We start from the raw sequence: 15,599 nt of genomic DNA on the forward strand, positions 1-15,599 counted from the left end.
GGATTAATCTTTCTGGGTCACCCTGAGCACTTCTTCCAATGTGGTCAGACCAGCCAGTACCTTTTTGGCGCCATCATCGCGAATACCAGGTGAGCGCTGCCTGACATAATCAGTAATCGCCTGCTCTCCCTCGCCGGCATGGATCATTCTACGAACCTGTTCATCAACCATAACGACTTCATAAATACCGGTTCGCCCCCGGTAACCACTGTGGTTACACTCTTTACAACCTTTTGCATGGAAAAGGTTAGGTGCAGAAGCCATCTCTACGCCCAGTTCGCGGCATTCAGCCTCATCTGGCTGGTAGGGTTGTTTGCATTGATCACAGAGCATCCTCACCAACCGTTGTGCAATGACACCCAAGAGGCTGGACGAAAGAAGAAAGGGCTCAATCCCCATATCCTGCAATCGGGTTAATGCGCCTATGGCGGTATTGGTGTGCAGAGTGGAAAGAACAAGGTGACCCGTCAAACTGGCCTGAACAGCAATTTCTGCGGTTTCGGTATCACGGATCTCACCGACCATGACGACATCGGGATCCTGACGAAGAATAGCCCTGAGACCACGGGCAAAAGTCATATCCACCTTGGTGTTCACCTGGGTCTGACCAATACCTTCAAGGTTGTATTCGATGGGATCTTCTACGGTGAGGATGTTTCGGCACTTATCATTCAATGACGTCAAACAGGCATACAGTGAAGTGGTTTTACCGGAGCCGGTTGGACCTGTTACCAGAATAATGCCATAGGGTTTGGCCAATAGGCTTGAGACTCTCTCAAGATCCTGACTGGCCATACCAAGATGCTTGAGCTCAAGACGACCTGCAGCCTTATCGAGCAGACGCAGTACAACACGTTCACCATTACTTGATGGCAGTGTTGATACCCGTACATCCACTTCCTTACCAGCCACTTTTAGTGAAATTCGACCATCCTGGGGAATACGTTTTTCTGCAATATCGAGCCGGGCCATAACCTTGATTCTGGAAACCAGCAATGCCGCCAGAGTTCTTTGCAAACTCAGAATCTCTCTAAGCACGCCATCGACCCTGACCCTGACCACCAGATGACTTTCAAAGGTTTCGATATGAACGTCTGAAGCCCCTTCCTTAATCGCTTCGGTTAACAGGGCATTGATGAGCCGGATTACAGGGGCATCGTCACTCTGTTCAAGCAGATCCTCTGTGACAGGCACGGCTTCTGCCAGACTGCTGAGATCCAGATCATCACTGATTCCGGCCGCGTTCTGGAGTGCTTCTGAGCTGTCATTGTGATAACACTCGGAAAGCATTTCAGAAAGCTTGTCGGTGCCCACCTTTCGGTAAATGGGCGACTGACAGGTAATTCGGGTAACTTCAGAGAATATGTCTGCAGAAGGGACTGAACGAAAATAGAGCACTGGCTGCTCCTGCTCCCAGACCAGCACTACACCATGCCGTTTGGCAAAGGTAAAAGGCAGACGCTGCAGCATCAGTCCCTGATCTTGAGAATCCGGATCTTCTGGAAGGGCAGCTGTGTCAGTCAAGGCTAACTCCTTGGATAATTAATAATTCCAGAACTTCTAATTAGGTTGATTGGAGACGACAAATAATCAATCAAGGTATTTTTTGCTCTGAGCCCTGGAAATTGAATTATTCTTCAGGCACATCACAGGAAGTTTGATCCAATATCCGAATTTTACAACTGAATTTTAAAAATGACTCAAACACCATCTCGACTCTTTGATCAAATTGAAATCACTGAGTACAAACCATTACTTGAAAACTCTTTATTGGTTAGAGCACTAGCTTTTAAAAGTAGCACTCTTATGCTTTATTTAGATTAAGAATAGTCCATGACCCAGCGTGTCTTCCTTAATCAAGTGAACATTAAATAGAGAACACTATGAATTCAGAGGTCATGGCCACCTATTTAAAATGGGGCCATCGAAAAAACCGCACTGCACTGACCATATTGCTGACAAGCACCATGATTATTTCATTGGGTATTCAGTCTTTTTCCTTTTATCAATCCTGGATAAAAGAGGATCCTCTTGATAATTCTGAACAGGTGTCCCAGACCCAGACTCAGGAGAAAGTGCTCACCCCAAAAGACTTTGAATTACTCTTTGGGGCTAATCACCAACCTGAAGTCGTTAAAGAGACCGCCGATATTCCTAAAACAAGATTGAATCTTGTTCTAAGAGGAGCCCTTGGTGAACGTGATCAGAAGAACAAAAATTCAAGTGCTATTATCCAAGGCAGCAATCAGGACAAGCTTTATGGCATTGGTGACACTCTTCCCGGTGGCGCAATACTCAGGGAAGTGCACAGGGATCATGTGGTTTTGAGTCGCAACGGCCAGCTTGAAACCCTTTATTTCCCGGATGCCGGCAAAGATGACAGGGCTTTACAGGAATTCAAAAGCCCCACAGACGCTATGGATAAGAAAACAGAACGCCCCGGCTACACTCAGGAGCCGGATGGAAAATCACTTGAACAGCGCATGCAGGAGTTAAGAGATAAGCTCCAGCAGGCTAATCAAGGGATTTGATACAAGAATTAAAACCTCTTCATATGGTTAAGTGATGAATACTAAAGACAGTCCATTTGTATCCATGGCCTTCAGACCTCTGCTTGCTGCATTGCTTACCCTGAGCCTTCAGAGCAGCGTTTCTGCAGCACCGGTACCTGCCAGCTCACCCACTGCAAAAGCCCCCGCCGAGGCCCTGAAGGCTGAAACAGCCAAGGACAAGAAGTGGACGCTGAATCACCAGAATGCTGATATCCGGGAATTCATAGGCCAGATTGCCAAGATTACCGGTGAAACCTTTGTTATTGACCCCAGAATCAAGGGCGGTAACACGGTGACCGTCATTTCTTCAAAGCCCCTGAGCAGTGATGAAGTTTACGACGTCTTTCTGGAGGTTCTCTCTGCCAACGGCTACGCCGTAATTCCCAAAGGCAGCATCATCAATATCGTGCCAAGCACAACGGCCAAAACCAGCTCACCTTCAGACACCCAGAAGCCCAGAGACGCAGTCATGACCACTCGTGTCATAGAGCTTCACAGTGTGTCCGCTATCGAGCTGATTCCCATTATCCGTCCCCTGATAGCCCAATACGGTCACGCAGCAGCTTCAGCATCCAGCAATGCCGTGATTGTCAGCGACCTGGCTGACAACGTAGACCGTATTACCAAACTGGTGAGGGAGCTGGATGAAACGGGCAACAACGATTATGAAGTGCTTCAGCTGAAGCATGCCTGGGTGGGTGATGTTTCCAAGATCATTCAGGACACTTTGGTAACAGGTAAGGGCCAACTGCCCAGTGGGCTTCAGGTCATTGCTGATGAGCGCAGCAACCGCCTGGTCATCAAAGGCAACGCCAGTAAACGTCAAAGGGTAAGAAAGCTCGTCGAAACTCTGGACAAGGAAGGTATCCGCAAGTCAAACACCAAGGTTATCTTCCTTAGCTATGGTGACGCAAAAAACATTGCCGACATACTGGCCGAAGCGTCCAGCACCATACAGGACAGTCAGGAAAAGAAAGCCAAGTCGTCCGCTTCAGCCCAACAGCCTGTTCCACAGCAACCTTCATCACCCAAGGTTCAAACCAAAGGGCAGCCTAGCGGAAAGAGCAAAAGTGCCAAGTCTGCACCAAACGTCTTTGTAAAAGCTGATGAGACCCAGAATGCCCTGATCATGATTGCCGACCCGGATACTCTGGCCGAGATGGAGCATATTGTTCGCCAGCTGGATATCCCAAGATCCCAGGTACTGCTGGAGGCTGTCATCGTGGAAGTTTCTGGCGGTATCGATGACGCACTGGGTGTTCAGTGGGGCATAGACGGTAAGAAGACCATTCGTGGAGAATCCACTACAACCGGGGCAGACGGTAAGTCTACTACCACGGTTTCAGGAACCAAAAGCAGTGTCACCGGACATATTCTGGAGAACTCAGCCATCACGCTGGGCTCACTGGCACTAAGAGGCGACAACTTTGGTGTGCTGGTATCCGCTCTGAGCGCCAAATCCAACAACGACATCCTCTCAACGCCCAGCATGCTGACCCTGGATAATCAGGAAGCTGAATTCCTGGTGGGTCAGAACATTCCGATCAAGACCGGTTCTTATCAGACTTCAGCCGGTGGTGGCAGCAACAACCCGTTTACCACTACAGACCGTAAGGATGTGGGCATCAAGCTGAAGATCACCCCCCACCTCAGCGAAGGCAATGGTATTCGACTGGAGCTGGAGCAGGAGGTTTCCTCTCTCGACGTTGGCACATCAGAGTCCCTGCTAAAAAATGATGATCTGATCTTTAACAACAGAACCCTGAAAACCACAGTTCTGGTGGATGACGGCCAGACCATTGTCATCGGTGGTTTGATTGAAAACATCAAGAGTCAGACCAAGAAGAAAGTGCCTCTGCTGGGCGATATCCCGATCATTGGAAACCTTTTCCGTTACGAACAGGATAAAAACCAGAAGCGAAACCTCATGCTGTTTATCCGACCTACCATCATGAGAAACTCTGAAACACTGGCTAAAGCGACCAAAGATCGTTACAGCAAACTGAAAGTGATTCAGCATAACAAGAAGGCACCTGACATGCTGCCAGAGGATCCATCCACCCTGTTCGAACCCGAAGCATTTGATTTACGCAAAAAGGATAAGAAGATTTGGCAGACCAACGACTGATTCATGGATGGTTACCAAAAAAGCCAGGTTGATTAACCTGGCTTTTTTATTTCTAAAGTTGGAATGTGGGTTTTGGAAAAACTTGCAAAGTACTGACTTTTAATTTTCAAAACCCTGACAATAAAAAGAAACAAGTCGTCTATAAATAGAGCTAGTTTTAATTAACTCTTACTTTACCCTCATTGTTTAAAAACCTTTTCCACAAAGGTTATTTCTATCGCCCATTAAAACACACTTAATATAAAGCAAACGCCAAACACCAAAAAAAACCGGCCTGTCATGGGTGGTAACTTCATTAATTGAAAATCACCCGGTGAGCACTTCAATAACTTAAGAGGTTGCCAAAGCACCAGCAACGAGAAGAGCAGATAAGCAGGCTGCTGCAGAAACTCATTCACATACAAGTAATAGCTGACAGGGTAAACAGAAAGGAGCAAAGCAACATACAACGCCCTGCTCATATCAAAACCCATTCTCACTGTCAGTGTACGTATACTTGAAGACTGATCATCCAGATAATCCCGGATTTCATTAGAAACCAGAAGTGCTGCAGCCAGAAGACTCACCGGTAGTGAAATCCAAAGCAGATTATTATCCCAGACACCGGATACTGCATAGTAAGCTCCACTCACCATTAGCACACCCGTCAAAAGAAAAACAGCCGGGACACCCAACCCTCTGTGTTTGTACACGATCGGTTCACCCGTGTAAAAATAGCCGGCAATCACTCCAAACAATCCCAGCATAAACAGTGGCCAGCCCGTTACCCAAACCAGCCACAAGCCGATTACGATAGCGGCCAGAGTCAGCAGACCGGCAATGAGGAAGTTACGACGTATTTGCTGAATCACCTGCTCTGCCAACAAACCGGTTCGTCCATTCCAAAAATGCAGGTCGGCATGATCGTTTGCCAGGTTACTGGCCGCCTGCAATAAAATCCCTGCAACCATAACAGCGATAGCCCTAAGCAAATCACCTGTGCCATTAGCAAATGCCACTGCTATACCCAGACCACAGGTGATAAGCGCTACGGAGAAAGAAAAGGGCCTGAGAGCCCGCACAAAACGGTATTTGTCTGGATTCAGATTCGGTGTATCCACTGGAGGATTCCCTGAGGGTGGAGATAAATGTGGAACTATGTGCCATTCAAAGGCTACAGCCTATAGCGACATTCCGTAAGTCCGACTTCAGATGGTTTACTCATAAGATCGCCATTCTCGAAGCGGCTGCTCACCGGAAATGCCTATGAATAATGTGCTTCATCAGACTGATAAGAGAGGATAGCAGTATTGTCTGGAGCTAATAAAGGCGCTTAAAAGAAGGAAAAAAGGGCTCTCTATAAGAGACATGAAGTGACATCCCCCAGAGCACATGAGAAAAACGACACGAGACTGTTACATCTAAAGAGTGGTCTGAGATTAACGTCCTTGTTGAAACCCTCTCAAAACCCTTCGGGCTGAGCCTTTCGAAGCCCAATACCACCACCCTTCGACAAGCTCAGGGCGAACGGAATCCGTGTGTAAATCGGGAAGATATTTTGAGACAAACCCCAAGCTCTAACACCATACCGTTCGCACTGAGCCTTTCGAAACCCAATACCACCACCCTTCGATAAGCTCAGGATGAACTGAGTATGTATATACATTAACTCTTGGCTGCACTGGTATAACGGATTCAGTACAGTGCTCTAAAAAGCAAAACGGCCCACCTCCTAAGAGATGGGCCGTTCCATCAGTCAAAACTGATACTGTTCAGGTAATCACCTGAACAAGGCTTACCAACCGGTTTTCTCTTTCAGAGCTTTACCGATTTCAGCCAGGGAACGAACGGTTTTAACGCCCGCTTCTTCCAGTGCAGCAAACTTCTCGTCAGCAGTACCTTTACCACCAGAGATGATCGCACCAGCGTGACCCATACGCTTGCCTGGAGGTGCAGTGACACCGGCAATGTAGGAAACAACAGGCTTGGTTACGTTTTCTTTGATGAAAGCAGCCGCTTCTTCTTCTGCAGTACCACCAATTTCACCAATCATTACGATGGCTTCAGTCTGTGGATCTTCTTCGAACAGTTTCAGGATGTCGATGAAGTTGGAACCAGGAATCGGGTCACCACCGATACCTACACAGGTAGACTGACCAAAACCGAAGTCAGTAGTCTGCTTAACCGCTTCATAAGTCAGGGTACCGGAACGGGATACGATGCCGACTTTACCTGGCTTGTGAATGTGACCAGGCATGATACCGATCTTGCACTCACCCGGAGTGATAACACCTGGGCAGTTAGGACCGATCAGGGTAACACCCAGCTCGTCGCAACGAACTTTGCAGTCCAGCATGTCCAGTGTAGGAATGCCTTCAGTGATGCAAACAATCAGCTTGATGCCAGCATTGGCAGCTTCCAGGATAGAATCCTTACAGAAAGCAGCAGGTACGTAGATTACGGAAGCTTCAGCACCGGTTTCAGCAACGGCTTCAGCTACGGTGTTGAATACTGGCAGACCCAGATGTTCCTGGCCACCTTTACCCGGAGTTACACCACCGACCATGCGAGTGCCGTAAGCAATCGCCTGTTCGGAGTGGAAAGTACCCTGGGAACCGGTGAAACCCTGGCAGATAACCTTGGTATCTTTATTGATCAGGACGCTCATTCTTATTTGCCCTCCGCTGCTTTTACTACTTGGTCTGCAGCGTCGGAGAGACTGCTTGCAGCGATGATGTCCAGCCCACTTTCAGCCAGCTTCTGAGCACCCAGCTCAGCGTTGTTGCCTTCGAGACGAACAACTACAGGCACTTCAACACCTACTTCTTTCACTGCACCGATGATGCCATCAGCAATCAGGTCGCAACGAACGATACCGCCGAAAATGTTAACCAGAACCGCTTTAACACTGTCGTCAGACAGGATGATCTTGAAAGCTTCGCTGACACGTTCTTTGGTAGCACCGCCACCTACGTCCAGGAAGTTAGCTGGAGCGCCGCCGGACAGCTTAACGATGTCCATGGTTCCCATGGCCAGGCCTGCACCGTTTACCATGCAGCCAATGTTGCCATCCAGAGCTACGTAGTTCAGTTCCCACTGAGCAGCGTGAGCTTCACGAGCGTCTTCCTGAGAAGGATCGTGCATGGTCTTCAGACGAGGCTGACGGTACAGAGCGTTGCTGTCGATGTTCAGCTTGGCATCCAGACAGTGCAGATCACCGGCTTCAGTGATAACCAGCGGATTGATTTCCAGCAGAGCCAGATCCAGGTCTTGGAACAGTTTAGCCAGACCCAGGAAGATCTTGGTGAACTGCTTAACCTGAGTAGCGTTCAGACCCAGTTTGAAAGCCAGTTCACGACCCTGGTATGGCTGAGCGCCTACCAGTGGATCAACGGTAGCTTTCAGAATTTTTTCAGGCGTTTCTTCTGCCACTTTTTCAATTTCCACGCCACCTTCGGTGGAGGCCATGAAAACGATGCGGCGGGTTGAACGGTCTACTACCGCACCCAGGTACAATTCCTGAGCGATGTCGGTGCAGCTTTCAACCAGGATCTTGCTGACTGGCTGACCGTTTTCGTCAGTCTGGTAAGTCACCAGGTTCTTGCCCAGCCACTTTTCAGCAAACTCACGGATCTCTTCTTTAGAGCTGACCAGCTTTACGCCACCAGCCTTACCACGGCCACCTGCATGAACCTGTGCTTTGACAACCCACTGGTTACCGCCAATTTCATCTGCGGCTGCAGCTGCTTCTTCCGGTGTATCGCAGGCAATACCCTTGGATACCGGCAGGCCATATTCAGCAAACAGCTGCTTGCCCTGATATTCATGGAGATTCATACTGACACTACCATTGTTGTTTTTTAATCAAATTCCTATCCACGTCCGTGGATAAAAGGTTTTTTATATTTCGACCCCAACCCCTCAGGTGTCGAAATTAAACTTTGGGGATCAAGCCCCTCTGATACTTCTTCGTATCAGTTGCTCACTGAGAAGGCTTACTGATAGAACTGCGCCTTCCACACATCAGTAAACGAATCTTCTAAAGGCTGGTCAGACAACCGACCAGCCTCAGGATTTTCAGTTAGCGACGCTTGCGATTAGCAATATGAATCGCGTGGCCGTCAACAGCCAGAACCGCTTCGTGCAGAGCTTCACTCAGAGTTGGGTGAGAGAAGATGGTCAAAGCCAGATCTTCAGTGCTGGCAGCAAATTCCATAGCGATCACACCCTGCTGAACCAGTTCTGCAGCGCTTGGACCAACAACGTGAACACCCAGGATACGGTCGGTAGCCTTATCGGAGATCACCTTGACCATACCTTCTGTTTCATTGGCAGCCAGAGCACGGCCACTGGCAGCAAATGGGAAGGTACCCGCTTTGTAATCAATACCTTCAGCCTTCAGTTCCTGCTCGGTTTTACCTACCCATGCAATTTCCGGATGGGTGTAGATAACAGAAGGAATCAGGTCGTAGTTCATATGACCTTTCTGTCCGGCAATGATTTCGGCAACCATGATGCCTTCTTCACTGCCCTTGTGCGCCAGCATAGGACCACGAACCACGTCACCGATGGCATAAACGCCTGGTACGTCAGTTGCACAGTGATCATCAACAAAGATAAAGCCACGCTCATCCATGTTGACACCACAATCTGCAGCCAGCAGATTTTCTGTGTAAGGACGACGACCTACAGCAACAATCAGCTTGTCAAAGACAACTACTTTTTCACTGCCGTCAGACTCAGCGTAAGTAACGTGTACTTCTTTACCCTTGATCTCGGAGCCGGTAACTCGGGCACCCAGACGAATATCCAGACCCTGCTTCTTGAAGATCTTCATGGATTCTTTGGAAATCTGCTCATCAGCAGCTGCCAGGAAACGATCCATGGCTTCCAGAACCACAACTTCAGAACCCAGACGGCCCCATACGCTACCCAGTTCCAAACCGATAACACCGGCACCGATAACACCCAGACGTTTAGGTGTTTCCTGGAATTCCAGGGCTCCGGTGGAATCTACGATCAGATCACCATCGGTCGGTGTAGGTGGAATTTCTACCGGACGAGAACCAGTAGCAACAACAACATTTGCAGCTTCGTACACTTCAACAGTGCCATCCGCCTTGGTCAGCTCAACCTGCTTGTTAACCAGTACTTTACCGGCACCTTCCAGCAGGGTAACGCCGTTCGCCTTGAACAGACCGCCAACACCAGTAGTCAGTGTCTTAACAATCTTGTTCTTACGGGCGATCATTTGCGGCACGTCCATCTCAACACCGGAGTGATTGATGCCGTGCAGTTTGAAGTCTTTCTGTGCTTCAACAAACTTGTGAGAGCTGTCCAGCAGCGCCTTGGACGGGATGCAACCTACGTTCAGGCAGGTACCACCCAGGGCTGTTTTGCCTTTGTCATCAGTCCACTTTTCGATACAAGCAGTCTTGAGGCCCAGCTGCGCTGCGCGAATAGCACAAACGTAACCTGCAGGACCCGCGCCGATGACTACAACGTCAAACTGATTTGCCATATCTTCTATTCCAAGAAAATGAGAATGGCGGCTTTAGCAGCCGCCGCAAAACCCATGAAAGCTTACAATTCCAACAGGATTCTGGCTGGATCTTCCAACAGTTCCTTGATGGTAACGAGGAAGGTGACTGCTTCCTTGCCATCCAGCAACCTGTGGTCATAGGACAGAGCCAGGTTCATCATGGGCAGAATCTCCACCTGGCCATTTACGGCCATGGGGCGCTCCTGAATTTTGTGCATACCCAGAATGGCGGATTGAGGTGGATTCAGAATCGGTGTAGACAAGAGCGAACCAAATACACCGCCGTTGGAAATCGTGAAGGTTCCACCGGTCATGTCCTCAATATCCAGCTTGCCACCCTGGGCTTTCTTTCCGTATTCACGGATTTTTGCTTCAACGTCTGCCAGACTCATGTTTTCAGCGTTACGCAGAATGGGTACCACCAAACCACGGTCACTGGAGACAGCTACACCGATATCCTGATAGCCGTGGTAAACAATATCATTACCATCAATAGAGGCATTCACTGCAGGATAACGACGCAGGGCTTCAGCACAGGCTTTTACAAAGAAGGACATAAAGCCAAGACGGACACCATGACGCTTCTCGAACTGATCCTTGTAACGGGCTCTCAGTTCCATCACCGGCTTCATGTTGACTTCATTGAATGTGGTCAGCATGGCGGCGGTTTGCTGTGCTTCAACCAGACGCTGCGCAACTCTAGCACGCAGACGTGTCATTGGTACACGTTTTTCCGTACGCTCACCCGCAAATACCGGGGTAGTGGCTTCTACCTTCGGTGCAGAGGAAGTCTGGGCTGCAGGTGCCGGAGTGGCTGCAGGTGCTGGCGCTTGTTCAGCGTGACGAACCACGTCTTCCTTGGTGACGCGACCGCCCTTGCCAGTACCGGAGATAGCAGCAGGATCAATGCCTTTTTCACTGGCAATCTTGCGGGCTGCAGGACTGAGAATTGGCTCTTCCTGACCAGCAGCAGACTCTGCAGCAGCAGGAGCGGATTCAGTAGCTGAAGCAGAAGCCGTTGCCGCAGCACCGGCTTCAAAAATAGCAATAACTTCTTCACTCAGAACGGTATCGTCTACGTTCTTGAGAATCTCTTTAAGCACACCATCCGCTGGAGCGACTACTTCCAGAACTACCTTGTCGGTTTCAATATCAACCAGCAGCTCATCACGAGAGCAGGCTTCTCCGGGCTTCTTGTGCCATGTGGCAACCACACCGTCAGCGACAGATTCCGGAAATGTTGGTGCTTTTATTTCAGTGGCCATTATGGATCCTTTCGGGTTTCGACCGGTCGCCCCGGAGCCACCGGGGCGACGTCAATTATACGTTAAAAGCGTCTTCTACCAGCTTCTGTTGTTCTTCTACATGCTTGGACATGTAACCACAGGCTGGCGCCGCAGAAGCATCCCGTCCGGCATAGACCAGATGCAGGTTGTTTGCGTGATTATCAACCGCACGACGCATATGATGCTGGCTGCAGTACCAGGCGCCCTGATTCATGGGCTCTTCCTGACACCAGACAACATCTTTCAGATTCGGGTAGCGGGCAATCAGCTCGTCCAGGTCATCCTGAGGGAAAGGATACAGCTGCTCAATACGAATGATGGCTGCATTCTTCAACTCATTAGTACGCTTGTACTCGAGCAGATCGTAGTAAACCTTGCCGCTGCACATAATCAGGCGGGTAACTTCTGCCGGATCGTGCTCATCAATCTCAGGAATGATGGTCTGGAAGCTGCCTTCTGCCAGTTCTTCCAAAGTAGAAACTGCCAGCTTGTGTCTCAGCAGACTCTTCGGTGTAAAGGCAATCAGAGGTTTACGCAGAGGGCGCAGTACCTGACGGCGCAGCATGTGGAACACCTGAGCCGGAGTGGTAGGCACACACACCTGAACATTGTGCTCAGCACACAGCTGCAGGTAACGCTCCAGACGTGCAGAAGAGTGCTCAGGTCCCTGACCTTCATAACCATGAGGCAACAGCATGGTCAGACCACACAGACGACCCCACTTGTGCTCACCACTGGTGATAAATTGGTCAATAACCACCTGACAGCCATTGGCGAAGTCACCAAACTGGGCTTCCCAGACAACCAGCGCACTTGGCGTGGTGGTCGCATAGCCGTACTCAAATGCCAGCACCGCTTCTTCAGACAGCAGGGAGTCCCAGATCTGGAAGTCAGGCTGATTTTCTGAAATATTGGCCAGTGGCACGTAAGTTGAGCCGTCTTTCTGATTGTGCAAAGCCGCATGACGGTGGGAGAAAGTACCTCGACCCACGTCCTGACCGGTAATACGAACCGGATGGCCTTCCATAATCAGGGTGCCGTAAGCCAGTGTTTCAGCTGCACCCCAGTTGATGGATTGAGCACCAGCAGCCATTTTCAGACGGTCATCAATAATCTTGCTGACCTGACGCTGCACTACAAAACCTTCAGGAACCTTGCAAAGTTTTTGACCTAGACCTTGCAGAGTAGCCATAGCTACACGGGTGTCATGACGGGCTGTCCACTCATGACCCAGGTAAGGAGCCCAGTCCACAAACAGCTCTTTATTAGGCTCTTTGACCAGCGCTTTTACTACATGACCACCGTTGTCCAGTGTATTCCTGTAGCTGTCGACCAGAGTCTTGTCCTGCTCGGCATCCATAATGCCCACTTCAATCAGCTTGTCAGCGTACAGATCACGAGTTGTCTTGTGAGTCTTGATGATCTGGTACATCAGAGGCTGGGTACCAGAAGGCTCATCCGCCTCGTTGTGGCCACGACGACGGTAGCAAACCATGTCAATCACAACGTCACGCTTGAATTCCATTCGGTAATCCAGCGCCAGCTTGGTTGCGAAATGAACCGCTTCAGGATCATCACCGTTTACGTGCAGGATGGGCGCACCAACAATTTTGGCCACATCAGTACAGTATTCGGTAGAGCGGGCATCTTCCTGCTTGCTGGTTGTGAAGCCTACCTGGTTATTGATGATAATGTGCAGCGTTCCACCCGTTTTATAGGCACGGGTCTGGGACATCTGCAGAGTTTCCATCACTACACCCTGACCGGCAAAAGCCGCATCACCGTGAAGTGCAATGGGAATCACCTGACCGCGAACTTCATCGTTACGACGATCCTGACGTGCCCGCACAGAACCTTCCACTACGGGTGTTACGATTTCCAGATGGGACGGGTTGAATGCCAGCGCCAGGTGTACTTCGCCACCCGGAGTCATAACATTGGATGAGAAGCCCTGGTGGTATTTCACGTCACCGGAACCGGTGTCGGCCATCTTTTTGCCTTCGAACTCATCGAACAGCTCAGACGGATTTTTACCAAGAATATTAACCAGAACGTTCAGACGACCACGGTGTGCCATACCAATGACAATTTCCTTGGCACCGTATGAACCGGATCTCTGAATAATTTCGTCCAGCATGGGAATCAAGGATTCACCACCTTCCAGACCAAAACGCTTGGTGCCCGGGTATTTTGTACCCAGATACTTCTCAAGACCTTCTGCAGCGGTCAGACGCTCCAGCAGATGCTGGCGAGCCTCAGAACCCACTTCAGGTTTTCCGCGAACACTCTCCATACGGCTCTGGAACCAGCGACGCTCTTCTGTGTTGACGATGTGCATGTACTCAACACCGATGGAGCCACAGTAAGTCGCCGTCAGAGAATCAATGATTTCGCGGAGGGTGGCACGTTCTTTACCAATAAAGATGGTGCTGGCCTGGAACTCGGTATCCAGGTCTGCATTGCTGAGACCATGATATTCGAGACTGAGATCGGGAAATTGTTCGCGCTGCATGCAACCCAGTGGGTCGATAGTAGCCTGTTGATGCCCCCGGATTCGGAAGGCACTGACCAGACGCAATACCTGAATCTGCTTGCGTTCATGATCACTGGAAACTGTACCGGCTTCAATTGGGCGGGTCGTCTGACGCTGACGCGCCATGAGGACAAAATTTTCCTGAATGGTCGAGTGCGGTACGTCCGGACCGCCACCATTGACCTGTGGAAGTTTTTCAAAATAATCACGCCACTCCTCAGAGACCGAATTCGGGTCGCGAAGGAATTGTTCGTACAGTTCTTCGACGTATGCAGCATTTCCCCCGGAAATATGTGAGGTATCCCACATTTGCTGCATCACACCTTCTTGCATCATCACTACCCCGTGAATGAAGGGCTGTCTAATCATGAGAGTCACACTGTGGTTTGCTGCCTGTTGTTCAGAACAGACAAAGCACGAAATTCCGGGGCTTTCGCCTCCCCCGAGTTTCGATCCCACAGATAGACCGGTGATTGACCGGCCGCCTCGCTGGTAAAACCTGTCTGCCCAGCCCTGCAATTCATTGGGTCAACGGCCAGTCAGGCTCTAGAGTAAACTACAGTCCCACATTGCTCATATGACAATCTATTGTGCGACAGTGCGACAGTGCGACTGCAGTCAGAAATTCTGCTTATGGCTCTCCGGCTTCCCCAGTAGTCTGGTGTCAACCTTTAAACCTCATTGCAGTGCTGTTTAAAACAGTATTGAGCGATTGAAATATAACGTACGCTCAAACAGCAACCACATATTTCATGTTAACGGACCACCCCTGGCCTGATTTCACAAGAGTTTCCGCCAACACTTTTCACTTTCAGGAGCTCCCTCAACACACGTTGAAGAAGCTCCTTGCTATTTTAAGTGCTCAATCAGGAAGCACTGCTGAACAGCATCTGTTTAATATGACCAATGGCCTTGGTTGGATTCAGACCTTTTGGACATACGCTGACACAGTTCATGATACCTCTGCAGCGGAAGACACTGAACGGATCATCCAGATCAGCCAGACGCTCTTCAGTCGCAGTATCACGGCTGTCAGCCAGGAAGCGATAAGCCTGCAGCAGACCGGATGGACCGACAAACTTGTCAGGGTTCCACCAGAAAGATGGGCAGGCAGTAGAACAGCATGCACAGAGAATACACTCGTACAAACCGTCCAGTTTCTCACGATCTTCAGGGCTCTGCAGACGCTCAATGGCAGGAGCAGGCTCTTCGTTGATCAGGAACGGCTTGATCTTTTCGTACTGCTTATAGAAAAGACTCATGTCCACGATCAGATCACGAATAACCGGCAGACCTGGCAGAGGTCGAAGAACCAGCTTCTTCTTGCTGCCCATGGCTTCTGACAAAGAAGTCACACACGCCAGACCATTAGTGCCGTTGATGCTCACGCCATCAGAACCGCAAACACCTTCACGGCAGGAACGACGATACACCAGTGTTTCGTCCTTTTCCTTGATCAGGTTCAATACATCAAGCACCATCAGGTCTTTGCCTTCCGGAATTTCAACCTCAATGTCTTGCATGTAAGGTTTGGAGTCAGTCTCCGGGTTGTATCGATAGACACTTACCAACATTTTCC

10 protein-coding genes are annotated in these 15,599 nt (G+C 49.7%); 2 read left to right on the top strand and 8 right to left on the bottom strand.

The features are described from left to right. Positions 1–3: 3 nt before the first annotated feature. Complete coding sequence (gene gspE, locus WG89_RS12980; RefSeq protein WP_062266890.1) at positions 4–1,470, bottom strand: type II secretion system ATPase GspE; 1,467 nt, start codon at positions 1,468–1,470, stop codon at positions 4–6. 428 nt (positions 1,471–1,898) lie between these two features. Between gspE and WG89_RS12985 the strand changes: the two genes are divergently transcribed. Both WG89_RS12985 and gspD read left to right on the top strand, forming a co-directional pair. Beyond that, positions 1,899–2,531 carry a type II secretion system protein N gene (locus WG89_RS12985; protein ID WP_062266740.1) on the top strand — a complete coding sequence of 211 codons (633 nt, stop codon included), beginning with the start codon at positions 1,899–1,901 and terminating at the stop codon, positions 2,529–2,531. Positions 2,532–2,565: 34 nt separating this feature from the next. Continuing rightward, positions 2,566–4,680: a type II secretion system secretin GspD gene (gene gspD, locus WG89_RS12990; protein WP_062266741.1), complete on the top strand. Its 2,115-nt coding sequence runs from the start codon at positions 2,566–2,568 to the stop codon at positions 4,678–4,680. A gap of 224 nt (positions 4,681–4,904) precedes the next feature. On the opposite strand, the gene WG89_RS12995 is transcribed toward gspD, so the two are convergent. From WG89_RS12995 to WG89_RS13030, 7 genes are all read right to left on the bottom strand, one after another. Further along, entirely contained in the window at positions 4,905–5,780 is an 876-nt protein-coding gene (locus tag WG89_RS12995) for a prenyltransferase (protein WP_062266743.1), read from the bottom strand. A 674-nt stretch (positions 5,781–6,454) separates the two neighbouring features. Beyond that, positions 6,455–7,327 (bottom strand): succinate--CoA ligase subunit alpha, encoded by an 873-nt coding sequence (gene sucD / locus WG89_RS13005; RefSeq protein WP_062266747.1) that lies wholly within the window; start codon positions 7,325–7,327, stop codon positions 6,455–6,457. 2 nt (positions 7,328–7,329) lie between these two features. Continuing rightward, positions 7,330–8,496: an ADP-forming succinate--CoA ligase subunit beta gene (sucC, locus tag WG89_RS13010; protein ID WP_062266749.1), complete on the bottom strand. Its 1,167-nt coding sequence runs from the start codon at positions 8,494–8,496 to the stop codon at positions 7,330–7,332. Positions 8,497–8,740: 244 nt separating this feature from the next. After that, a complete protein-coding gene (lpdA, locus tag WG89_RS13015; protein ID WP_062266751.1) occupies positions 8,741–10,180 on the bottom strand; it encodes a dihydrolipoyl dehydrogenase in 1,440 nt (479 codons plus the stop codon). Positions 10,181–10,242: 62 nt separating this feature from the next. Further along, positions 10,243–11,466, bottom strand: a complete 1,224-nt coding sequence (odhB, locus tag WG89_RS13020) for a 2-oxoglutarate dehydrogenase complex dihydrolipoyllysine-residue succinyltransferase (protein WP_062266753.1) — start codon at positions 11,464–11,466, stop codon at positions 10,243–10,245. A 55-nt stretch (positions 11,467–11,521) separates the two neighbouring features. Beyond that, complete coding sequence (locus WG89_RS13025; RefSeq protein WP_062266891.1) at positions 11,522–14,353, bottom strand: 2-oxoglutarate dehydrogenase E1 component; 2,832 nt, start codon at positions 14,351–14,353, stop codon at positions 11,522–11,524. Positions 14,354–14,886: 533 nt separating this feature from the next. Continuing rightward, on the bottom strand, positions 14,887–15,594 hold the full coding sequence (locus tag WG89_RS13030; RefSeq protein WP_062266755.1) for a succinate dehydrogenase iron-sulfur subunit: 708 nt from the start codon (positions 15,592–15,594) through the stop codon (positions 14,887–14,889). Positions 15,595–15,599 lie beyond the last annotated feature (5 nt).

It is taken from the genome of Endozoicomonas arenosclerae (genome assembly GCF_001562015.1).
Lineage (GTDB): Bacteria > Pseudomonadota > Gammaproteobacteria > Pseudomonadales > Endozoicomonadaceae > Endozoicomonas_A > Endozoicomonas_A arenosclerae.

Bases quoted from the DNA above. Each gene is read 5' to 3' on its own strand.
- gspE (WP_062266890.1), bottom strand. From the start codon at position 1,470: ATGCTGCAGCGTCTGCCTTTTACCTTTGCCAAACGGCATGGTGTAGTG.
- WG89_RS12985 (WP_062266740.1), top strand. From the start codon at position 1,899: ATGGCCACCTATTTAAAATGGGGCCATCGAAAAAACCGCACTGCACTG.
- gspD (WP_062266741.1), top strand. From the start codon at position 2,566: ATGAATACTAAAGACAGTCCATTTGTATCCATGGCCTTCAGACCTCTG.
- sucD (WP_062266747.1), bottom strand. From the start codon at position 7,327: ATGAGCGTCCTGATCAATAAAGATACCAAGGTTATCTGCCAGGGTTTC.
- sucC (WP_062266749.1), bottom strand. From the start codon at position 8,496: ATGAATCTCCATGAATATCAGGGCAAGCAGCTGTTTGCTGAATATGGC.
- lpdA (WP_062266751.1), bottom strand. From the start codon at position 10,180: ATGGCAAATCAGTTTGACGTTGTAGTCATCGGCGCGGGTCCTGCAGGT.
- odhB (WP_062266753.1), bottom strand. From the start codon at position 11,466: ATGGCCACTGAAATAAAAGCACCAACATTTCCGGAATCTGTCGCTGAC.
- WG89_RS13025 (WP_062266891.1), bottom strand. From the start codon at position 14,353: ATGCAAGAAGGTGTGATGCAGCAAATGTGGGATACCTCACATATTTCC.
- WG89_RS13030 (WP_062266755.1), bottom strand. From the start codon at position 15,594: ATGTTGGTAAGTGTCTATCGATACAACCCGGAGACTGACTCCAAACCT.